Source organism: Arthrobacter sp. YD4 (genome assembly GCF_030410515.1).
GTDB lineage: Bacteria > Actinomycetota > Actinomycetes > Actinomycetales > Micrococcaceae > Arthrobacter.
Map to the genome: position 1 here is coordinate 606,665 of NZ_JAUHHD010000002.1, position 20,672 is coordinate 627,336.

The 20,672-nt window shown below is 68.4% G+C and carries 17 protein-coding genes and 1 tRNA gene; 10 read left to right on the plus strand and 8 right to left on the minus strand.

Annotation, left to right across the window (positions count from 1 at the left end):
* Positions 1-32: 32 nt before the first annotated feature.
* The 4 genes from QWJ39_RS07340 to QWJ39_RS07355 form a co-directional block, all read right to left on the minus strand.
* A complete protein-coding gene (locus tag QWJ39_RS07340; RefSeq protein ID WP_290257080.1) occupies positions 33-515 on the minus strand; it encodes a pyridoxamine 5'-phosphate oxidase family protein in 483 nt (160 codons plus the stop codon).
* 66 nt (positions 516-581) lie between these two features.
* The gene (locus QWJ39_RS07345) at positions 582-2,120 is read right to left on the minus strand and encodes an APC family permease (RefSeq protein WP_290257081.1); all 1,539 of its coding nucleotides are present in this window, start codon (positions 2,118-2,120) and stop codon (positions 582-584) included.
* Positions 2,117-3,067 carry a universal stress protein gene (locus QWJ39_RS07350; protein ID WP_290257082.1) on the minus strand — a complete coding sequence of 317 codons (951 nt, stop codon included), beginning with the start codon at positions 3,065-3,067 and terminating at the stop codon, positions 2,117-2,119. The genes QWJ39_RS07345 and QWJ39_RS07350 overlap by 4 nt, the downstream gene beginning before the upstream one ends.
* 79 nt (positions 3,068-3,146) lie before the next feature.
* Positions 3,147-4,520 carry an NAD(P)/FAD-dependent oxidoreductase gene (locus tag QWJ39_RS07355; protein ID WP_290257083.1) on the minus strand — a complete coding sequence of 458 codons (1,374 nt, stop codon included), beginning with the start codon at positions 4,518-4,520 and terminating at the stop codon, positions 3,147-3,149.
* A 182-nt stretch (positions 4,521-4,702) separates the two neighbouring features.
* Between QWJ39_RS07355 and QWJ39_RS07360 the strand changes: the two genes are divergently transcribed.
* Entirely contained in the window at positions 4,703-5,389 is a 687-nt protein-coding gene (locus QWJ39_RS07360; RefSeq protein ID WP_290257084.1) for a TetR/AcrR family transcriptional regulator, read from the plus strand.
* A 19-nt stretch (positions 5,390-5,408) separates the two neighbouring features.
* Here the strand turns inward: QWJ39_RS07360 and QWJ39_RS07365 are convergent, their stop codons facing one another.
* Entirely contained in the window at positions 5,409-6,971 is a 1,563-nt protein-coding gene (locus QWJ39_RS07365; RefSeq protein WP_290257085.1) for a CehA/McbA family metallohydrolase, read from the minus strand.
* Positions 6,972-7,159: 188 nt separating this feature from the next.
* Positions 7,160-7,242: transfer RNA gene (locus QWJ39_RS07370), tRNA-Leu, on the minus strand.
* Positions 7,243-7,662: 420 nt separating this feature from the next.
* Here QWJ39_RS07370 and QWJ39_RS07375 point away from each other — a divergent pair.
* The 7 genes from QWJ39_RS07375 to pknB are packed head-to-tail and all read left to right on the plus strand — an operon-like array spanning position 7,663 to position 17,314.
* Complete coding sequence (locus tag QWJ39_RS07375) at positions 7,663-8,403, plus strand: DUF3662 and FHA domain-containing protein (RefSeq protein WP_290257086.1); 741 nt, start codon at positions 7,663-7,665, stop codon at positions 8,401-8,403.
* On the plus strand, positions 8,400-8,882 hold the full coding sequence (locus QWJ39_RS07380; protein ID WP_290257087.1) for an FHA domain-containing protein: 483 nt from the start codon (positions 8,400-8,402) through the stop codon (positions 8,880-8,882). The genes QWJ39_RS07375 and QWJ39_RS07380 overlap by 4 nt, the downstream gene beginning before the upstream one ends.
* 59 nt (positions 8,883-8,941) lie before the next feature.
* Positions 8,942-10,636, plus strand: a complete 1,695-nt coding sequence (locus tag QWJ39_RS07385) for a PP2C family serine/threonine-protein phosphatase (protein ID WP_290257307.1) — start codon at positions 8,942-8,944, stop codon at positions 10,634-10,636.
* Complete coding sequence (locus tag QWJ39_RS07390) at positions 10,633-12,096, plus strand: FtsW/RodA/SpoVE family cell cycle protein (RefSeq protein ID WP_290257088.1); 1,464 nt, start codon at positions 10,633-10,635, stop codon at positions 12,094-12,096. The genes QWJ39_RS07385 and QWJ39_RS07390 overlap by 4 nt, the downstream gene beginning before the upstream one ends.
* Entirely contained in the window at positions 12,093-13,550 is a 1,458-nt protein-coding gene (locus QWJ39_RS07395) for a penicillin-binding protein 2 (protein WP_290257089.1), read from the plus strand. Before QWJ39_RS07390 ends, QWJ39_RS07395 begins: the two co-directional genes overlap by 4 nt.
* Positions 13,547-15,346, plus strand: a complete 1,800-nt coding sequence (locus QWJ39_RS07400; protein ID WP_290257090.1) for a protein kinase — start codon at positions 13,547-13,549, stop codon at positions 15,344-15,346. The genes QWJ39_RS07395 and QWJ39_RS07400 overlap by 4 nt, the downstream gene beginning before the upstream one ends.
* Before the next feature lie 6 nt (positions 15,347-15,352).
* Positions 15,353-17,314 carry a Stk1 family PASTA domain-containing Ser/Thr kinase gene (gene pknB, locus QWJ39_RS07405; protein WP_290257091.1) on the plus strand — a complete coding sequence of 654 codons (1,962 nt, stop codon included), beginning with the start codon at positions 15,353-15,355 and terminating at the stop codon, positions 17,312-17,314.
* 27 nt (positions 17,315-17,341) lie between these two features.
* On the opposite strand, the gene QWJ39_RS07410 is transcribed toward pknB, so the two are convergent.
* Both QWJ39_RS07410 and QWJ39_RS07415 read right to left on the minus strand, forming a co-directional pair.
* The gene (locus QWJ39_RS07410; protein WP_290257092.1) at positions 17,342-17,983 is read right to left on the minus strand and encodes an aminodeoxychorismate/anthranilate synthase component II; all 642 of its coding nucleotides are present in this window, start codon (positions 17,981-17,983) and stop codon (positions 17,342-17,344) included.
* 170 nt (positions 17,984-18,153) lie between these two features.
* Positions 18,154-18,861 carry a class E sortase gene (locus QWJ39_RS07415; RefSeq protein WP_290257093.1) on the minus strand — a complete coding sequence of 236 codons (708 nt, stop codon included), beginning with the start codon at positions 18,859-18,861 and terminating at the stop codon, positions 18,154-18,156.
* Positions 18,862-19,135: 274 nt separating this feature from the next.
* On the opposite strand from QWJ39_RS07415, the gene QWJ39_RS07420 reads away from it, so the two are divergent.
* Together QWJ39_RS07420 and QWJ39_RS07425 are read left to right on the plus strand one after the other, a co-directional pair.
* Positions 19,136-19,387 (plus strand): cell division protein CrgA, encoded by a 252-nt coding sequence (locus QWJ39_RS07420; protein ID WP_290257094.1) that lies wholly within the window; start codon positions 19,136-19,138, stop codon positions 19,385-19,387.
* Between the two features lie 140 nt (positions 19,388-19,527).
* Positions 19,528-20,160 carry a DNA-3-methyladenine glycosylase I gene (locus QWJ39_RS07425; RefSeq protein ID WP_290257095.1) on the plus strand — a complete coding sequence of 211 codons (633 nt, stop codon included), beginning with the start codon at positions 19,528-19,530 and terminating at the stop codon, positions 20,158-20,160.
* Positions 20,161-20,672: the final 512 nt, after the last annotated feature.

Sequence of the window (20,672 nt, forward strand, 5' to 3'; positions counted from 1 at the left end):
CCGCCCGCCGTCGCGGTTCGGGGCCGTAAGGGCTACAGCTCGACGGTGCCGCTCTCGCCCACGCTCATCCGGCTGTTGGTGACCTTGGACTTGACCCACTGCAGCACGGTGGCCGCGGTGCCGCCTGGGCTGGTCCAGTACTCGGCGGAGTCCGAGTCGACCCGGAGCAGGACCACGCCGGGGGTTCCCGGACCGTCCGGGAACCAGGCCTCGACGGCCTGGTTCCAGCGGTCGCGGATCGCCTGGCGGTCGGTGACGATCTCCGCGGTCCCGGCCACGGAGACCCACTCGGTGCCCTTGCCGAAGGAGACGTTCACGGCGGGGTTGGCCTTGACGTGGGCCACCTGGGAGGTGTCCTGCGACGTGAAGAACCACATGTCGCCGTCGTTCTCCACGTCCTGGACCGCCAGCGGACGGCTGACCAGGGCGTTCTTTTCGTTGATGGTGGTGAACATTCCGATCCGGGAATGGTTGATGATGTCCGTCACCTTGCTGATGTCCTGCGCGTCCGACATGTGCTCACCTCGTCTTGAGAAGTCCGGAGGGAAGTCCTCCTGCCGCCAGCCTATTGATAAGGGTGCTTAGTTTTCAAGCTGCCGTCCGCGGGAGAGCACCTGGCCACGGAAGAACTCCGGCCGCAGCCTGGCCATCACCAGCATCAGGACCACGCCCAGCAGGATCACGCCCATTCCCAGGATGAACACCAGGCCCAGGCCGCCGATCGAGGAGCCGGAGCCGTACTCGGGGTCCATCGAGTCGTAGGCGGTCTTGACGAACATGACCAGCAGGATCACGCCGCCCAGCAGGGGTGCCAGGAACTTGAAGAAGAACGAGTGCGCGCCGCGGAACGCCTGGGCGCGGAAGAACCAGACGCAGGCCAGGGCGGTGATGCCGTAGTAGAAGCAGATCATCATGCCCAGCGCGGTGATGGTGTCCCAGAGGGCGTTCTCGGACAGGGTGCGGGTGATGACGTAGAACCCGGCGGCCGCGGCCGCGGAGGCGATCGTGGCGAAGCTCGGGGACTTGTAGCTGGGGCTGATGGTGCCGAACTTTGCCGGCAGCGCCCGGTAGTGGCCCATCGAGAGCAGCGTGCGGGCCGGCGAGACGAAGGTGGACTGCAGGGAGGCCGCGGAGCTGCTGAGGATGGCCAGGGACATCAGGATCGCGAAGGGTCCCATGACCGGTCCGGCGAGGACCGCGAAGATGCTGCCCTGGTTCTCGGGGTTGCCGGCACCCAGGCCTTCCTCGCCGACGCCGGCGAACGCCAGGGTGGCCAGTGCGACCGTCATGTAGATGATCACGATCACCAGGACGGTGACGGTGGCGGCGCGGCCCGGCGTCTTCTCCGGGTTGCGGGTTTCCTCGTTCATGGTCAGGGTGACGTCCCAGCCCCAGTAGATGAAGATCGAGAGAGAGACGCCGGCGGCGAAGGCGGAGAAAGATTCGACGGCGAACGGGTTGAACCAGTCCGGGGCGATCGCGGTGGCGTCGAAGGCGGTGCCGTTGGCCACGTGGCTGAAGGCCGCGATGGCGAACCAGCCCAGGACCAGCAGCTGGAAGCCCACCAGGACGTACTGCACGGTCTTGGTGGTTTCCATGCCGCGGTAGGAGATCCAGCAGGCCAGGGCGATGAAGACCAGGGTGGTGGCGATGTTCAACGGCAGCACCTTGGTCAGGTCGCCCAGTTCGGGGTTGTTGAAGATCTGGGCGAGCATCAGGTAGAAGAAGTCGACGGCGACGGCGGCCAGGTTGGAGAGCACGATGATGGTGGCCGCGATCAGGCCCCAGCCGCCCATCCAGCCGATCCACGGTCCGAACGCCCGGGAGGCCCAGGTGAAGGAGGTGCCGGCGTCGGGCATGGCGTTGTTCAGCTCGCGGTAGCCCAGGGCCACCAGCAGCATGGGGATGAAGCCGACCAGGAAGATCGCCGGCAGGTGGACGCCCACCTCGGAGACGGTGGGGCCGAGCGCGGCGGTGAGGGTGTAGGCGGGGGCGATGCAGGAAACGCCGATGACCACGGCCCCGATCAGGCCTACCGAGCCGGCCTTCAGGCCCTTCTCGCTCAGACCGTGCTGCTGCACGGTGCCGGCGGCGCCGGACGTCGCGTGTTTGATGCTCATGCTTGTGCCTCTCGGGATGGGTCATTCGACGTTGAATGGGACGGACTCTTGAGCTCGTAGTCGCTGGGGACCACGATCATGGGAACCGGCAGGGCGCGCAGGATCCGGTTGGCGGTGCTGCCGAGGAAGATGGAGCGGTGCCGGGCCAGCCGGCTGGAGCCGATCAGCAGGATTTCGCCGTCCTCCCAGTCGAGCCGGTCCACGGCCTCCTCGACGCTGCGGCCCTGGGCCACGACGACGTCGGAGGGGTGGGCGGCCGCTGCGGGCCCGCCGTCGGCGCCGGGGCTGCCGGCCTCCCCCGCAGTGCCGGTGGAGGGGAGGGCGGCGGCGAGGTGGCGGGCGGCGTACGCTCGGGCGGTTTCCGCGGCCTCGGCCGAGTCGCCCTCGTCGAGGGTGAGCAGGGAGACGACCCGCAGCGGGACGTGCCGGTTGGTGGCCATCGACACCGCGTAGTCCAGCAGCTCCTCGGCGCCGGGCCGGTCGCCCAGCCCGCAGCTGACCCGGGTCAGCGCTTCGCGCCGGTGGTAACCGTGCGGTGCGAGGGCCACCGGCACGGTGGCGGCGTGCAGCAGGGCACCGGCCACTGAGCCCACGGTGAACCGTTTGAACAGCCCGTTGCTGGTGGCTCCGATGACCAGCATGTCCGCCCCGAACTCCTCGCAGGCATCGATCAGGGTCTGGGCGTCGGATTCGCCGCTGCGGATGTGCGCCGAGGCGGCCACGTCCGCGGGGATCAGCCGCAGCCCCTCGTCGAGCCATTCCTGCGCCTGCTGGTGCAGGTAGTTGTCGTAGCCGGCGGCGGGAGCGTGCGCGGCGTTGAACGGCGCGGCCTCCGGAATGGCGACGACGAGGTCCAGGGCGGCCCCGCGGCCACGGGCCAGGGAGACGGCCAGGTTGACGGCGTCGCGGCCTCTGGCGTTCGCGGAATATCCCACTACATATCGCATACTGACCGACCTCTCTGGTTGGGTGCTGGACTGGGTCACAAGCCGGGTCACAAGCTGGGTCACGGGGTGGCGCGCCGGGTCAGCGGCCGGCCGGGAGCCGGTCGGCGGCGGCGACGATGCGGGCGGCCACCTGGCGGCCCATCCGGATGGCGCCGTCGACGTGCTGGTATCCCTCGGCCGCGAGGTCGGAGGAGGCCCAGTAGATGGGACCGACGGGGGCGTGCTGGTCCTTGCCGTAGCGGTGCAGGCCGCCCAGGTCGTAGCTGGCGGCATAGGCTCCGCGGGTCCACTCCTCCGAGCCCCAGTCGGATTCGTAGTAAACCTCCGGTTCCAGCGCCTTCGGGCCCAGGAACCCGGCGATCGATTCGAGGATGGCGCGGCGGCGGTCCTCGGCGCTGAGTTCGAACATGGCGTCCGCCTTTTCATCCGAGACGAAGCCCACCAGGGTGCCGCGCGGGTCCTCGTGGTTGGTGTTGTCGTAGACCTCCTGGACCAGGGCGTCGGCGCCGAAGCAGGTGCCGGAAAGGCCCTCCTCGCGCCAGAACGGCGAGCTGTAGACGGCGTGGACCTTGATGACCAGGCCCAGGGACTGGTGCTGGTGCATCTGGTGCTGGCGGCGCGGCAGCGGCGGGTCGTAGGAGACGCGGGAGTAAAGGTTCGGCGGGACGGCCATGATGACGTAGCGCGCGGTGACGGTGGCACGGTCGGAGACCACGGTGGCGGTGTCCTCCGCCCAGGTGATGCTGCGCACCGGGCTGGAGAGGACGACGTCGTCGCCCAGTTCCGCGGCCTGGAGCACGGAGACCTGCTGCATGCCGCCCACCACGCGCTTGTCCAGGATGAAGTCCTCGTCGGTGAGGTGGGTGAAGGAGCCGGCCGACGCTGCCATCAGCACGGCCTGCAGGGCGGAGAACGCGTGTGCCGGCTTGGTGAGCATGCCGCCGGCGATGAAGAGGCCGATGTTGTTGCAGGCTTCCTCGTCGGTGGAGTTCTGGCGGAGCCAGTGGTGGAAGGAGATGGTGTCCAGCTCGCGGGCCTTGGGGTGGGCCCACGGCTCGGTGGGGCCGATCTCGGCGGCGAGGGTGTCCAGCAGGTCGGTCAGCTTGGCCATCTCGGCCGCCGTCGTCTCGCTGACCGGGAAGGTTTCCCCGGTGTAGAGGGTGCGCTTGCCGTCGGCTCCGAGGTAGACGGCCTGGCCGTCGCGGTAGCGGTCGTAGGTTTCGAGCCCGAGTTCGTCCAGCAGTTCCAGGAGGGCGGTCTGGTCCGGGGAGACCCACTGGCCGCCGATTTCCAGCATGGCGCCGTCGATGGTGTTGGTCCAGGTCCGGCCGCCCACGCGGTCGCGGGCCTCCAGCACGGCCACGTTCAGCCCGGCCTTCCGCAGTTCGCGGGCCGCGGTCAGGCCCGCGGGGCCGGCTCCTACGATGGCGACGTCGCGGTCAAATTCCAGCATGATGTCCTCTCCGGGGTCCGCTGAGTGATGCGAACCACTAAATGAATGCCATTCATTTAGTGACGACTATAACGCCGGAGGGGCGCGGAGGGAAGACCCCGGCGCAAGGTTGCCGTCGGTGGAATAATCCAGAGGACACCCGCCGGGAGCTTCCCGGATCCGCAGGAAGAGAAGGGCAGGGCATGCCGGCAGCCAGCAACGCCACCACGGAACCGCACCGCCCGGCGGTCTCGCGCCGCCGCGTCGGCCGCCCCGCCGCCGCGGTCCTGGACCAGGACGGCATCACCGCCGCGGCCCTGCAACTGGTGCGCAAGAGTGGCTACGACGGGTTCACCATGGCCGCCCTGGCGAAAACGCTCAACGTGGCGCCGTCGGCCCTGTACAACCACGTGGCCTCCAAGCGCGAGGTGCTGGTGCTGGTGCAGGACCACCTGACCTCGTTCGTCGATGTCTCGGCGTTCGAGACCCTGCCCTGGGAGCAGGCCGTGCGGGAATGGGCCTGGAGCTACCGGGACGTGTTCTCCCGGCACACCCCGCTGATTCCGGTCATTGCCGTGCTGCCGGTGGCGGACGCGCCGAAGACCCTGGCCATGTACGAGGCGGTCAGCGCCGGTTTCCGCCGCGCGGGCTTCCCGCAGGACCGGATCGTCGCGGCCATCGTGGCACTGGAGTCCTTTATCTTCGGTTCGGCCTACGACGTCACGGCGCCGGCGGACATTTTCGACGCCGGCAGCCTCGCCGCGTCGACGCCGAACTTCACCGCCGCCGTCGCCAGCCTGGGCACGGAAGGCTACGCCAACCAGGCGGACACCGCCTTCAGCCTGGGTCTGGAGGCGCTGATCGCGGGCTTCGGCGCCCTGAGATCCTAGGCGCAGCCTTCCGGGCGGGCTACTTGGCGTCCAAGAACACCGGGTTGGTCAGCGCCGCCATGGGACCGAGCTGGAGCGTGGTGCCCATCGCCGTTCCGTTGCTGGCCGTCCCGTCGGGCAGCGGGTGCCGGACCTCCACCCGGATGTAGGCCGCGAGCTGCGGCGTCGTCAGCCAGGTGCAGGTGCCCGTCCCGGAGGCGGGGAGGGTGAACTGCTGGGTCTGGCCCTCGTCGGTGATGAACCGGACCACGCCGTTGGCGACGCCGGAGACCTTGGCCGTGACGGTGACCCGCGCGTCCGGGGCCGCTGCGAGCCGCTCCCCGACTCCGGCGGCGCGGCCGCCGACGGCGACGCTGAAGTCAACGGTGATGTCCGCGGACTCGGCGATCCAGCTGCGCCCGGTGCGGATGCCTTCCAGCACGCCGTCCCGGGACAGCGCCTTCGCGTAGACCACATTGTGCGGGAAGCCGATGACCTGCGGTGCGCTGTGGGCGTCGCTGTTGCCCATGGCGGGCAGCCAGCGGCCGCCGGTCCGGGCCGACTGGGCCAGCATCGAGTCCCAGGTGTTGATGGCGTACTCGTCATCGGCGGTCCACGGGCCGGTCCAGACCTCGACGGCGTCGGCGTCGTCGTAGCCAAACTTCCAGCGGCAAGCCACGTAGGGGCAGTAGGGGTGGGCGGGGACAACCAGGCCGCCGGAGGCGTGGATGTGCTGCGCCTCCTGCTCGAAGCCCTTGTCCCGGGCGCGGTAGCGCCAGTCGATCCAGTCCCCCGGTTCCAGCCCCAGCGCCAGGTAGTGGCCGTTGCGGGTAGTGACCTCCTCGCCGGTGAGGATGAGCAGGTCGCTTCCGGCCAGCGGGCCCCAGACGCCGTGTGAGGCCGGGGTGTTGTGGTCGGTGCTGATCATGAAGTCCAGGCGGCCGGCACGGGCACCCGCGGCCACTTCCTCGGGGGTGCGCTTGCCGTCGGAGTAGACGGTGTGCAGGTGCGCGTCGCCGCGGTACCAGCCCGGACCCTTGCCGGCCACCTGCTGCGGCGGATACTGCGGGCGGTAGGGTGCGGCGTCGGGGCCGAAGTCCAGCGTGACGGTGACGGTGTAGTCCATGCCCTGTTCGGCCACCTGATAGGGGCCGAGGGCGATGTTCCAGGTGCCCTTGCCGACGGGGCCGGGCAGGTAGCCGGGGGTGGCCTCGGCGGCGCTGATGAAGAATTCGGTCCGGAATCCGCCGGACCAGCCACGGAATCCCTTGCCGGAGAGCGCGGTGCCCTTCTCGTCGAAGACGCCGATGTCGCAGGCGTTGTTCAGCAGGCCGGCGGCGACGGAGGGCTTGCTGTAGCTGTAGCTGACGCTGATCTTGTTGACCCCGGCGGGGACCTCGACCGGCAGATAAACGAAGTCGGCGGCACCGGGATCGAGGTGGCCGGTGAGGGTCTTGGTGGTGGCGCTGCCGTCGGCGGCGGCCGCGAAGTTCATGGGGGCAAGCGTCAGGGCCGCGCCGGTCATGGCGGCGGCGAGGAAGCCTCGGCGGCTGGGAGAGAGCGCGGGGGTGATGGCCTCGTGGGCCTTGCATGGTGAAGTCACGCGGACCATGGTCACGGCGGCAGCTGAACTCCCGGGTGGCACCGGTTGGCCGGGATGTGAACGTCCGCTGGGAATACCGTCGTCGGGCCTATCCGGTCAAGGTCCCGCTGCGGGAGCGGCCCGCCCGAGGGGACCGCGCCGGGGAAAACAAAGAACCCCGGTCCTAAGACCGGGGTTCTTTGAATGCGTGCGCGAGGGGGGATTTGAACCCCCACGCCCTTTCGGACACTGGCACCTGAAGCCAGCGCGTCTGCCGTTCCGCCACTCGCGCGCAACTTCTTCCGCTCGGCGGTAGTCCGTTTCCGGAACCTCCGCCTCGTGAAAGCAGCGAGATCAAGCATAACGGACACCTGCGGGAAAACACTAATCGGTCGTTTCAGCCCCTCCTGGAGGCGTCTCAAGGGGCCATTTTCGACCGCCGTGCACCCGCTTTCCAGGCCCGCCGCCGGGCGGCTGTCCGCCCCGTCCGGCCGCCGTCACACTGCCGCCCTGACGGGCATCCGCCCACGTCAGCGACGGTGGCGACCCGAGGAATAACAGCCCCGACGGCGGGCCGCATTAAGGCCATTCCCAGCCATGGACAGTAGTATCTGATGTAGGAGTGCCCGATCCCGGCGGACTCCCGCGTTAGTTGGAAACCGAGTTCCGGAACAAAACGCTGCCCCGCAGCTGTCAGGAAAGGAGAGGGACCATGGGCTTGCTGGACAAGGTCGAGCGCGGCATTGAAAAGGCCGTCCGCGGCGTCTTCTCCACCGGTTCCCGGGCGCGGGTAGAGCCGGTCGAGATCGCCAGCCACCTCCGCCGCGAGGTGGACGATAAGGCCATCACCATCGCCGCCGGCCGCACACTGGCCCCCAACGTCTTCGATGTACTGCTCAGCGGCGACGATTTCGAACGGGCCCAGGAATGGGGAACCCCGCTGGCCGAAGAACTGTGCGACGTCGTCATCAACCACGTCCGCAGCCAGGGCTACACCCTGCAGGGTCCCGTGCGGATCAGCTTCCGCCACGACGGCGACCGCAAGGCAGGCGACTTCGACATCACCTCCCGGACCGAAAAGTCCGGCGGGGCCCAGGCCGCCGCGCCCGCGCCGATGCCGGTCACGCCGCCACGGCAGCCCGCGGCGAACCTGCAGCCGGTGCTCGACATCAACGGCCAGCGGTATTCGCTGAATGCGCCCTCGGTCGTCCTCGGCCGCTCCTCGGAGGCGGACATCCTGATCGATGACACTGGCGTCTCGCGCCGGCACCTGGAAATCCGGTCCGGCCACGGCACGGCCCAGGCCATCGACCTGGGTTCCACCAACGGCAGCTACGTCGACGGACACAAAGTAGTCGGCTCCGCGGAACTCTCCGACGGCGCCACCATCACCATGGGACGGACCAAGATCATCTTCCGCCTTCTGCCCCCCAGCCAGGGCGGCCGCCCGTGAGCGAACTGACCATAACGGCCCTGCGGTTTGGCTTCCTCATCCTGCTCTGGGTCCTCATCTTCAGCATTGTCTCGGCCATGCGGCGCGACCTGATGATCGGCCGGAAGGCCGCCGCCGGTGCCCCCACCGCCCGGCAGGTACGCCGCAACCCGTCCCTGGCCGAGCCCGCACCGGCGCCGGTGAAGCAGCAGGCCCGCCAGCTCGTAGTGACGGAGGGTCCCCTCAAGGGCACCACCCTGCCGCTGGCGGCCAGCCCCATCCTGCTGGGCCGCGCGCAGGAAGCCACCCTGGTCCTCGAGGACGACTATGCCTCCGGCCGGCACGCCCGCCTGTTCCCGCAGGGCAGCCGCTGGTTCATCGAGGACCTCGGTTCCACCAACGGCACTTATCTCGCAGAGCAGCAGCTGACCCGGGCCCTCCCGGTGGAGCTGGGAGTCCCCGTGCGAATCGGCAAGACGGTCATTGAATTGAGGCCGTAGCCGTGGCTGCTACCCAAACCCCCGCGAACCAGGCATCTGCCCAGGAGCGGCCGCTCATCATGCGCTACGCCGCGCGCTCCGACGTCGGCCGCGTCCGCTCCAAGAACGACGACTCCGCCTACGTCGGCCGGCACCTCGCCGTCGTCGCGGACGGCATGGGCGGCCACGCCGGCGGTGACGTCGCCTCCGCCGCGACCGTGCTGGACATGATCCACCTGGACCGCGACGATTACGACACCGCGGCCGGCGAGGCGGACACCGTCCTGGCCGACGAGATCCAGACGGCCAACTCCCTGCTCTCCGAGCTGGTCCACATGAACCCGAAGCTCGCCGGCATGGGCACCACCGTGACCGCCCTCCTGCTGGCCGGCGGCAAGCTGCACTTCGCCCACATCGGCGACTCCCGTGCCTACCGGCTGCGTAACGGGGTCTTCGAGCAGGTCAGCGTGGACCACACCTTCGTGCAGCGGCTCATCGACGAGGGCCGCCTCCGCCCGGAGGAAGCCGAAACCCACCCGCACAAGAACGTCCTGATGCGCGTCCTGGGCGACGTGGACGCCAGCCCCGAACTCGACCTGGACATCCTCGACGTCCAGGCCGGGGAACGCTGGCTGCTCTGCTCGGACGGCCTGAACTACGTGGCCGGCCACGTCGTGGAGCGGACCATCCGCGAGACGAAGAGCCTGCGCGAATGCGCCGAAACGCTGGTGGACCTCACCCTTGAGGCGGGTTCCCCGGACAACGTGACCGTGGTGGTGCTCGACATCGCCGAGCAGACCGGTGACGACGTCAACACCGCCGCAGTTGAGGTGGTGCTGCCCCGAGCCGTGTCCGCCACCGTGCAGCCACCCGCCGAGACGACCGACGCCGGCAAGCCCTCCGGAAAGCCTGCTACCGGCGCAGCCGCCGGTGCGTCGGCCGCCGCGGAAACCGATGCGGCCGGCAGCACCTACGCGGCCAGCATGCCCGGTTCCAAGGACACCACCGGCGACGGGGTCAAGGACGGCGACGCCGGAAAGGCCGCGGACGAACCGTCGCCGGCCACCGATCCCAACCTCGGCGAGCATCTCTCCGCCGAGGTGCTGCGCGAGGAACTGTCCAGCCGCCCGCACGAACTCGTCGGTGCCGCCGCCTCCGCCGCCGAGAGCGGATCCATTCCGTCGATCGCCGGCCGCACCGTGGCCCGCCGCGCCGCAACCGTCCTCACCCACAAGGCCGATCCGGCCCGCGAGGAAACCGACGAGATCAAGCCGCCGGTCAAGCGCCGCCGCTGGCTGACCATCTCGATCGCCGCCGCCATCGCGATTGTGCTGGGGCTCGGACTGTGGCTGGGCTACGCCTGGACCCAAACCCGCTACTACATCGGCGAGCACAACCAGCACGTGGCGATCTTCAACGGCGTCTCCCAGCAGCTGGGGCCGATTCCGCTCTCCACCCTGGAGACGGTCACCGACATCAAGATGTCCGACCTGCCCGAGTTCTCCCAGCAGCGGGTCCGCCAGACCGTCCCGGCCCGGGACCTGTACGACGCGCAGCGGATCGTGAAGAACCTGGAACGCACCGGCCTGACCTCCCCGGCCGATGAGTGCCTGACGCCCTCCCCCGGCCCCAGCCCCACCGGCACGGTCAGCCCCACCGGATCGGCCAGCCCCAGCGGGCAGGCGACCGCTTCGCCGTCCGGCTCCGCGGCCGCCCCGGCGCCGTCCGGCTCCGCCCGGCCCACCCCCACACCCAACTGCGAGGGATCAAAATGACACCCATCGATCCCACGCCCAAGCCCCGTCGCAACGTCGAACTGGTCCTGCTGATCCTGGCTCTCCTGGTCGGCATCGGCGCCAATGCCCTCGTGGGTGTGGACCGGCAAAAGGCCTTCGACACCGACTTCTGGTTCCAGTCCGGTCTGCTGACCGCCGCCGCACTCGCCTTCCACCTGGTGCTGCGGTTCCGCGCGAAGTATGCCGATCCGGTAATACTTCCTTTGGTCATCGCCCTCAACGGCCTGGGGCTGGCCATGATCCACCGCCTCGACCGCGTCGGCGAGGACACCGGCAACAACCAGCTCCGGTGGACGCTGGTGGCCATGGCCGTCGCCATCGCCGTCGTATTCTTCCTCAAGGACCACCGCCTGTTGCGGCGGTTCACCTACATCTCGCTTGCCGCGAGTGCGGTGCTGCTGGTCCTCCCGCTGGTCCCCGGCATCTCCGCCGGCGAGGTGCTCGGCGCCAGCGTCTGGATCAAGCTGGGCTCGATGACCTTCCAGCCCGGCGAGGTCGCCAAGATCACCCTCGCCATATTCTTCGCCGGGTATCTTTCCTCGAACCGGGACCTCATCCTGCTCGCCGGCCGCAAGGTCGGCCCCGTGCAATTCCCCCGGATCAAGGACATGGGCCCGATGATCACGGCCTGGCTGGTCAGCATCGGCGTGCTGATATTCCAGCGCGACCTCGGCACCTCCATCCTGTTCTTCGGCCTGTTCCTCGTGATGATCTACGTCGCCACCAGCCGGATCAGCTGGGTCATCATCGGCGTCGTCCTGATGGTGGCCGGCGGGTTCGCCGCCGCCAAGGTCTTCTCCCACGTGGCGCTCCGGATCGACGGCTGGTGGAACGCCTTCACGGAGGAGGTCTACGGCCGCGAGTTCGGCGGCAGCCGCCAGATTGTCGAGGGTCTCTTCGGCATGGCCAACGGCGGCCTCGTCGGCACCGGCTTGGGCCAGGGCCGGCCCAACCTGGTCCCCTTCGCCAACAGCGACATGATCGTCGCCTCCTTCGGTGAGGAACTGGGCCTGATCGGGCTGTTCGCAATCGTGCTTATGTACCTGCTGCTCTTCACCCGCGGCTTCCGCGCCGCCCTGGGCACCCGGGACGCGTTCGGGAAGCTGCTGGCCACGGGCCTGTCCTTCGCCGTCGCGCTCCAGTGCTTCGTCGTCATCGGCGGCGTCACCCGGCTGATCCCGCTCACGGGCCTTACCACCCCGTTCCTGGCCGCCGGCGGCTCCTCGCTGCTGGCCAACTGGATCATCGTGGGGCTGCTGCTGATGATCTCGCACACCGCCCGCGGCCCGGTCGACACCACGCCGCTGCCGCCGGGCCAGGCTCCCGAGACCCACGCCGACGCCCCGGCCGTCCCGCCGAAGCCCGCGGCCGCCCCCGCGGCCCGGCCCGGCAAACCTTCCAGTCCAGACGCTCCGACCGAGGCGGTGACCTCCCTGTGAACCAGGCCATCCGAAACTCCTGGATCGCCGCGATCGCCATGTTCGCGCTGATCTTCGGGGCCCTGAGCTACGTGCAGGTGGTTGGCGCCGACGAATTGAAGGCCAACGCCTGGAACACCCGCACCCTGATCCAGAACTACTGCAACGACCGGGGCGCCATCATCGTCGGCGGCACCCCGATCGCCCAGTCCGTGCCGGGCAGTGAAAGCTGCCAGTTCCAGCGCACCTACACGCAGCCGGAGCTCTACGCCGGCGTCACCGGCTACTTCTCCCGGAACTATGGTCTGACCGGCATGGAGCTGGCCATGAATGAGCAGCTCGCCGGCAGCTCGGACCAATTGTTCCTGGACCGCGTCGGCCAGCTCTTCCTGGGCAACCAGCCCAAGGGCGCCTCGGTGGAGCTGACCCTGGATCCGAAGATACAGAAGCTCGCCTACGACCTGATTCCGGACGGCCAGCGCGGCTCGATCGTGGTGACCAACCCGAAGACCGGCGCCATCCTGGCGATGGTGTCCAAGCCGTCCTACAACCCGAACCTCGTGGCGACGCAGGACAGCGACGCCGAGGCCGCGAACATCACCGCGCTGAACAAGATCCCGGGCATCAACCTGAACCAGTCGGTCAGCGGCCCCACCGGCGCCCTGCTGGCACCGGGCTCGGTGTTCAAGATCATCGACACCGCCGCCGCCCTGGGCTCCGGGAAATACAATAAGGACAGCGAACTGCCCAACCCGGCAGAGCTGCCGTTCCCCGGTATCCAGTACAAGTTGCCGAACTACGCCGGCGGCAACTGCTACACCAGGGATACGGCGTCCTTCGCGTTCGCCCTGCAGCAGTCCTGCAACACCCCCTTCGCCAAGATCGCACTCGACCTGGGCCAGAAGGCCATCGCGGATCAGGCGGCCAAGTTCGGCTTCGGCCAGGACTTCGGCGACCAGCTGAAGCTGGACTCGGCGAAGAGCTTCTTCCCGACCGAACCGCTGGACGACGCCGGCCTGGCCCAGTCCGCGATCGGCCAGCGCGACGTGCGGGCCACCCCGTTGCAGATCAACCTGATGACCTCGGCGATCGCCAACGGCGGCGTCGAGATGAAACCGAACCTGATCAAGACCCTCCGGGCCCCCGATCTGCGGATCATCAACGAACCGAAGCCGGAGCCACTGCGGACCTCCACGACGCCGGAGATCGCCCGGCAGATCAGCGAGTGGATGGCCAGCGTGGTCAGCGACGGCATCGCCAAGGGCGCGGCCGTTCCGGGCGTCCAGGTGGCCGGCAAGACCGGCACCGCGGAACTCGGCGACGGGAAGAACAACTCGTGGTTTACCGGGTTCGCCCCGGCCAATGACCCGCAAGTGGCTGTCACCATCGTCATGCAAGGCGTGGACATCACCACCGGAGCACAGCTAACCAGTCCTAATGCGAAGAAGATTTTTGAGGCGGTGTTGAACAAGTGAGGCCTTCATCGGGTATCACCCTCGGCGGCAGATTCCAGCTGACCACCCGGATTGCGATCGGCGGTATGGGCGAGGTCTGGAAGGCCAAGGATCTAATCCTCGGCCGGATCGTCGCGATCAAGGTCCTCAAGGAGGAATACACCGGCGACCCCGGTTTCCTGCAGCGCTTCCGGGCCGAGGCTCGGCACACCGCCCTGCTCAACCACGTCGGCATTGCCAACGTTTTCGACTACGGCGAGGAGGAGGGCTCGGCCTACCTGGTGATGGAACTGGTGCCCGGCCAGCCGCTGAGCAGCATCATCGAGCACGAGCAGGTGCTCTCGCCGGAGCGGACGCTGTCGATGATCTCGCAGACCGCCCGGGCATTGTCGGTGGCGCACGCCCAGGGCCTGGTGCACCGCGACATTAAGCCCGGAAACCTGCTGATCACCCCGGACGGCCGGGTCAAGGTCACGGACTTCGGCATCGCCCGCCTGGCGGACCAGGTTCCCCTCACCCAGACGGGCCAGGTGATGGGCACCGCCCAGTACCTCGCCCCGGAACAGGCCACCGGGCAGACGGCCACCGGCGCCTCGGACATCTACTCCCTGGGTGTCATCGGCTACGAATGCCTGACCGGCCACCGGCCGTTCTCGGGCGAATCGCAGATCGCCATTGCCCTGGCCCAGGTCAACGACGCCCCGCCGCCGCTGCCGGACACCCTGCCACGCCCGGTCCGGGCGCTGCTGATGTCCATGCTCGCCAAGGATCCGAAGAACCGCCCGGCCGACGCCATCAAGCTGGCCGAAGCCGCGGACGCAATCCGCAACGGTGACATCGCCGCCGCGCACGCTGCAGTCCCCGGCATGCTGCTCTTCGAGGACACCAACGGTCCCGTCACCGCTCCCACGAGCGTCCAGACCGCCGCTACCGGCGTGATCGGGGGGGACAACCGCACCTCGGCCCTGCCCGTGGTCGGAGCCGCCGGTGCCGGCGCCGCCGCGGGGCTGGCTGCGGGTGCCGCGGCCGCCAGCGGCTACGGCGCGCGCAATGCCCTGAACCGGGCCGACGCCCTGGCCGCCGAACGCAACTGGCTGCCGGAGGAGGACGAGGAGGACTACGACGGCTATGAGCCGGAGGAGGAGCCGAAGCGCCGCGGCCGCAGCCCGTGGACCTGGCCGCTGATCGCCCTGATCCTGCTGGTGCTCTTCGCCCTGGTCGGGATCGTGGTCTCGCAGGCCGGCAGCCTGTTCCCGTCCTCCACCGCCACGACGTCCAAGCCGGCGTCCACGACGGCGGCCCCGACGTCGACGACCCCCACGCCGACGCCGACCGTCAGCTCGGCGACGCCGACCGTGTCCACGCCGCCGGCGATCAACCTGGTGCCGGAGTCATATTTGGGACGGCAGTACAACGACGTGCGCAGCCAGCTGATCGGAATGGGGCTGCAGGTCAAGGGCAACCAGGTAGCGGATCCGTCCACGCCCGGCACCGTCACGGACATCAACCCCTCCGGGCCGGTGCAGCGCGGTGACGTGATCACGGTGACGTACTCATCCGGTCCCCAGATGGTCGCGGTGCCCCAGTTCAAGCAGGGCGCCAGCGAAACGTCGGTCCAGCAGGCCATCGAGGCCGCCGGTCTCCGCTGGCAGAAGGGCGATCCGCTGCCGGGTACCAAGAACCAGCAGGAGGGGACGTTTGTCAGCTCCGAGCCGGCGTCCGGAACCCAGGTCCAGGCCGGGTCGGTCGTGACCTACCACCTGGCTGCCGCCCCGGCCGCGCAGACCCCGTCCCCGAGCCCCACCCCCACCAAGTAGGCCGTTGTGACCACCTCACCCCGAACTCCTTCGCACCGGGAGGACAGCGGCACGGCGAACACCCGGCGCGTCCTCAGCGGGCGCTATGAGCTGGGTGAGCTGATCGGCCGCGGCGGCATGGCGGACGTGTACCGCGGCCTCGACACCCGGCTGGGCCGGACCGTCGCAATCAAGCTGCTGCGGCCGGACCTGGCCCGCGATCCGCAGTTCCAGGCCCGGTTCAAACGCGAGGCGCAGGCCGTCGCGGCCCTGAACCACCCCTCGATCGTGGCCGTGTTCGATACCGGGGACCACTCGGTCCCCGGCGGCCACGACGATCAGGTCAGGGTCCCGTACATCGTGATGGAGTACGTGGACGGCAGGACCATCCGTGACCTGATCCGGGCCAAGGAAGTCACCATCGACCAGGCCGTCGACTTCGCGCTCGGCGTGCTGTCCGCGCTGGAGTACAGCCACCAGGCGGGCATTGTGCACCGGGACATCAAGCCGGCAAACGTCATGTACTGCCCGGACACCAACAGCGTCAAGGTGATGGACTTCGGCATCGCCCGGGCCATGGCTGATTCCTCGGCCACCATGACCCAGACGCAGGCCGTGGTGGGGACGGCCCAGTACCTGTCCCCGGAGCAGGCCCGCGGCGAAACCGTGGACGCCCGGAGCGACCTATATTCGGCCGGCTGCCTGTTGTACGAGATGCTGACCGGACGGCCGCCGTTCGTCGGCGACAGCCCGGTGTCCGTCGCGTACCAGCACGTGCGGGAGATCGCGGAGCCGGCCAGCAGCCTCAACCCGGAGGTCTCTCCGGCCTTGGACAGCGTGCTGGCGAAGGCGCTGCAGAAGAACCGGGCAGACCGCTTCCAGGACGCGTCCGCGTTCCGTCAGGCGCTGCGCGCGGCACGCAACGGCGTCGGCGTCGCGGCCCTGCCCAGCAGCGAGGCACCCACCGACCCGACGAACACGGTCGAGTCCCCGGCCGACGTGCCCACGGCGGCGTTCGCCCTGACGGGCGCGAAATTCCTTGACGATGCCCCCACCGGGCGCCTGTCCCTGGACGGGCACGACGACGGCGGGGCCGCGGTCGGTGCCCTCGAGGTTCCCGACAGCGGCGGCATGCCGCTGGACCTGCCATCCGAACGCGAGCCCAGCAGCCAGCAGAAGTCCCGCCGCCGGATGTGGATTGCGACGCTGATCATCTTCACCCTGCTGGTCCTGGCCGGTGGCGGACTGTGGTTGTACAACATGGTCAACCAGCAGCCGGCGCCGGTGGCGAAGGTCGACGTGCCGTCTGTGGCATCCCTTAGTGAATCCGAGGCGTTGCAGAAGCTCTACAACGTTGGTTTCAAGCCGCAGATCAGCCGCGTTCAGCACGAGACCATTCCCAAGGGAACCGCGGTGGGAACCGTGCCGTCGGCAGGCAGCAGCCTGGAGCGGAACTCGGACATCACGCTGAATATCTCCGAGGGACCCAGTGTCATCAAGATTCCCGCGGACCTGCCCGGCCGGACCGAGGCGGACGCCCGCGACGTGCTGCGGCGGACCGGACTGACGGGCGCGCCGAAGACCACGCTGAATAACAGCGCCACCGTTCCTTCAGGGATCGTCATCACCACCAACCCCGCGCCCGGCCAGAGCGTGGCGGTGGGAAGCACGGTCGAGATCATCGTCTCCACCGGCAAGGTGATGGTTCCCCAGCTCGTCGGCCTGCCGCGGGCCGAGGCGGAGGCCGCACTGAAGAACGCGGGCCTGAACGCCAATGTCACCGAGGTGGAAAACTCCCAGGTCGAACCGGGCAAGGTCACGGGCCAGAGCGACGCCGCGGACTCCACCGTGGAGCAAGGCAAGACCATCACCGTGACCGTGGCGAAGGCACCCGCGCCCACACCGACGCCCACGCCCACCCCGACGCCCACCAAAACGGGCAAGGACTCCGGCAACAACAGTTCCGGCGGGCTCCTCGGCGGCCTCTGACCGTGGGTTAGTGCCGGACCGTGCGGGTCAGTGCTTGATCAGCGGGCTCAGCACGGCAGCGCGCTCGGCGGCGCCGGCCATGCCGAGGGACTCAAGCCAGTTTCCCAGCATCAGGTAGCCGCCTTCGGTCAGGACCGATTCGGGGTGGAACTGGACACCACAGAGCGGTGCGGAGCGGTGTTGCAGGCCCATGACGACGCCGGTGCCGGTCTCCGCGGTGATTTCCAGCTCTGCCGGGATACTCTCGCGGACCGCGGCCAGGGAGTGGTAGCGGGTGGCGGTAAACGGCGAGGGGAGCCCGGCGAAGACGCTGCCGCCGTGGTGTTCCACCAGCGAGGTCTTGCCGTGCATCAGCTCGGGGGCGTGGGTGACGGTCCCGCCGTAGGCCTCGGCCAGGGCCTGGTGGCCCAGGCAGACTCCGAGCATGGGCTTGCTGTGCTCCCCGCACCACTTGATCAGGTCGATGCAGACGCCGGCTTCGGCGGGGGCACCGGGGCCTGGGGAAATCAGCACGCCGTCGCGCGCCTCCGCCATCTCAATCGCCTCGGCGAGCGTGACGTCGTCGTTGCGGACCACCGTGGTCTCCGCGCCGAGCTCCTGAAGGTAGCCCACCAGGGTGTAGACGAAGCTGTCGTAGTTATCCACGACCAGGATCTTGGTTGCGCTCATGGGTGCCGTGCCGTGCCAATCGTTGAATCTGTGAATGGGCCGAATTGCGCCATCCACGGGAAAAGGTACTGAACCATCAATATCAGTACCCCGGCCAGCAGCACCAACGCCGTGACGATGCGCAGCCAGAGGGGGCCGGGGAGGTGGCGGAAAATCCAGGCGTACATGTCTCAGCTGCCCCCTCTGGTCCGCGCCACCTGGGCGGCGATCTCTGCGGGTGGTCCGGCGGACGCCGGCTGCCAGCCCTCCATGGTCGAATAGGCGACGAAACGCTCCTGAGAGCCGAACCGGGGATTGCAGCTGGTGAGGGTGAGGTACCGGTCCCGCGGGGCCACTCCGGGCTGGGAGGGCACCGGAAGCAGCACGTCCACGGCCGTGGGCAGGACAATCCGGCTGTTGCGGAACACGTAGGTGTAGTAGCCGTCGCGGGTCTGGATGTAGATCCGGTCGCCGGGGACCAGGCTGTCGATGGCGTCCAGCACGGCCCCGTGGGTCTGCCGGTGGCCGGCGAGGGCCACGTTGCCCACGCCGCCCGGCATAGCCGTCCCCTCGTAGTGGCCGAGGCCCAGGGAATCCAGCACCGCCGTCGTCGTTCCCTGCACCATGGGCCGGGTGTAGGTTTCACCAAAACGCGGGATATAAACGACGCCGATGGTGCTGCCGGATGCAGGCTCCCCGGCGACCAGCGGCGGTCCGGGATCCGGCGCGGCAGCGGAGGCTGGCGGGGCGGCGGGCCCGTCGAGGGAGCGGGCGAACTCGGCGACGGCGGCCTGCTGGCGGGAATCGGCGTCGACGTTGGTCCACCAGAGCTCCCACGCGACGAACAGGAGGAGCACCACGCCCGCGGTGACCAGCATTTCCCCGCCAATCAGCAGCACCCACCGGCCCGGGGAGCGGCTCCCTGAGTCACGTGGCGTCGCTGGCGTGGCCGACGCTCCCGATGCATCTAAAGGGTGTCCGGAATCCGCTTTCTGCAGCAGCACCGTGATTCCTCCCTCTGCATGCGCGTCGTCCGCGCGGCTGTGTCCTGAATAACAGCTAGAATTGTGGGGATTTAAACCCGTCCACGATTGCGCAGTCCGCCGGCTTTTCTTTTTTGCAGGATATCAAGCCGCCGTTCGCGCCTCGTCAGCCGCCCGCCAAGGAGGACCCGTGCCCGAGTCGAAGCCCCGAAAGAGGTCTGCCGCACCCGAGCAGACTCGCGCCGCGGAGGCCTACAAGCCGAACCCGGTGTGGTTCAAGCCGGTGATGTTCGGCCTGATGATCATCGGCCTGCTGTGGATCATCACGTTTTACATCAGCGAAGGCACCCTGCCGGTCAAGGACTGGGGCGCGGGCAACATCATCGCCGGCTTCGGCATCGCCATCGTCGGGTTCCTGATGACCACCCGCTGGCGCTCCTAGCCCCTTTTCGACCTTCCGGACCGGCACCTTGTGTGCCGGTCCGTTGGTTTAAGGCCAGCCCTGTTTTCACGCCATTCTTTCCCGGCTATAACGTCAGTGGCTCCCGCTAGGCTCGGAGTCATCCCGGACAGGAGAATCCCATGAGTACCGAACCCCTCGCCACCACCGGCGCCACGGCAACCGGCGGAACGGTCATCGGCGACGACGGCCTGGGCCGCCCCGTGTGGGCCTCCTCCGATCCCATGCTCCGGGACTATTACGACACCGAGTGGGGCCTCCCGGTCCGCGATGAACAGGGCCTCTACGAGAGGATCAGCCTCGAAGCGTTCCAGGCCGGCCTGTCCTGGGCAACCATCCTGCGGAAGCGCCCGGCCTTCCGGGCCGCCTTTGCCGAATTCCACCCGGACACCGTTGCAGAGTTCACGGAAAGCGACGTCGAGCGGCTGATGCAGGATGCCGGGATCGTCCGCAACCGGCTCAAGATCCAGGCCGCGATTACCAATGCCCGGGCCACCGTCGAGCTGCGGAACGACGGCGGGCTGGTGAACTTCGTGTGGGGCTTCCAACCGGAATCGACGCCGGAGCCGACGGCGTTGCACCAGATCCCCACCACCACGCCCGAGTCGGTGGCGCTTTCGAAGGCCCTCCGCAAGCGCGGCTTCGCATTCGTAGGCCCGACGACGATGTTCGCCCTGATGGAGGCGATCGGCATGGTCGACACCCACCTCATGGACAGCCACCGCCGGGGCAGCTCCGGAGTGTGGCCCCGGTAGAGAGTCTCCGCGTGGCCTGGGCGCTCCGACGCCGCCACCTCAAGCGTTTCTCCCGTGCCTCCAACGCGGCCGCGCGGCACTGAAATCGCTCCCTTTCTTCATCCCCAGCTGTGCACAAGAATCACAAAGTTATCCACAGCCTGTGGATCCAGCGAGTGGATAACCTCCACCATCCCGCAAATTCGGGCCTGCTGACGGGCTTGAGGGGTTCCGACTGTGAACTTCGTCCACCGACTTACACGACTGTGAGTTATTAACACTGTGGAAACGGCTGTGGATAAGGCCCGAGGTTTATCAACGGCCATGGGAAAGCCCTGCATCCGTCGGAGGAACGCGGTCTTGGAGATCCACGTGATCCCCACAGGGGAACTCGATTGATCGGCTTGGCCTCACTAGCCGCCTACCAGCCACGATCAGCACCCCGGGCGCTTTATCCACGCTAAGTACCCACAAGTTATCCACAAGTGGGGATAACGGTGACACTGCCCTTGATTGCGGCGACAACTGGGCCG

Coding starts and splice junctions, on each gene's coding strand:
- QWJ39_RS07340 (WP_290257080.1), bottom strand. CDS start 515: ATGTCGGACGCGCAGGACATCAGCAAGGTGACGGACATCATCAACCAT.
- QWJ39_RS07345 (WP_290257081.1), bottom strand. CDS start 2,120: ATGAGCATCAAACACGCGACGTCCGGCGCCGCCGGCACCGTGCAGCAG.
- QWJ39_RS07350 (WP_290257082.1), bottom strand. CDS start 3,067: ATGCGATATGTAGTGGGATATTCCGCGAACGCCAGAGGCCGCGACGCC.
- QWJ39_RS07355 (WP_290257083.1), bottom strand. CDS start 4,520: ATGCTGGAATTTGACCGCGACGTCGCCATCGTAGGAGCCGGCCCCGCG.
- QWJ39_RS07360 (WP_290257084.1), top strand. CDS start 4,703: ATGCCGGCAGCCAGCAACGCCACCACGGAACCGCACCGCCCGGCGGTC.
- QWJ39_RS07375 (WP_290257086.1), top strand. CDS start 7,663: ATGGGCTTGCTGGACAAGGTCGAGCGCGGCATTGAAAAGGCCGTCCGC.
- QWJ39_RS07385 (WP_290257307.1), top strand. CDS start 8,942: ATGCGCTACGCCGCGCGCTCCGACGTCGGCCGCGTCCGCTCCAAGAAC.
- QWJ39_RS07390 (WP_290257088.1), top strand. CDS start 10,633: ATGACACCCATCGATCCCACGCCCAAGCCCCGTCGCAACGTCGAACTG.
- QWJ39_RS07410 (WP_290257092.1), bottom strand. CDS start 17,983: ATGAGCGCAACCAAGATCCTGGTCGTGGATAACTACGACAGCTTCGTC.
- QWJ39_RS07425 (WP_290257095.1), top strand. CDS start 19,528: ATGAGTACCGAACCCCTCGCCACCACCGGCGCCACGGCAACCGGCGGA.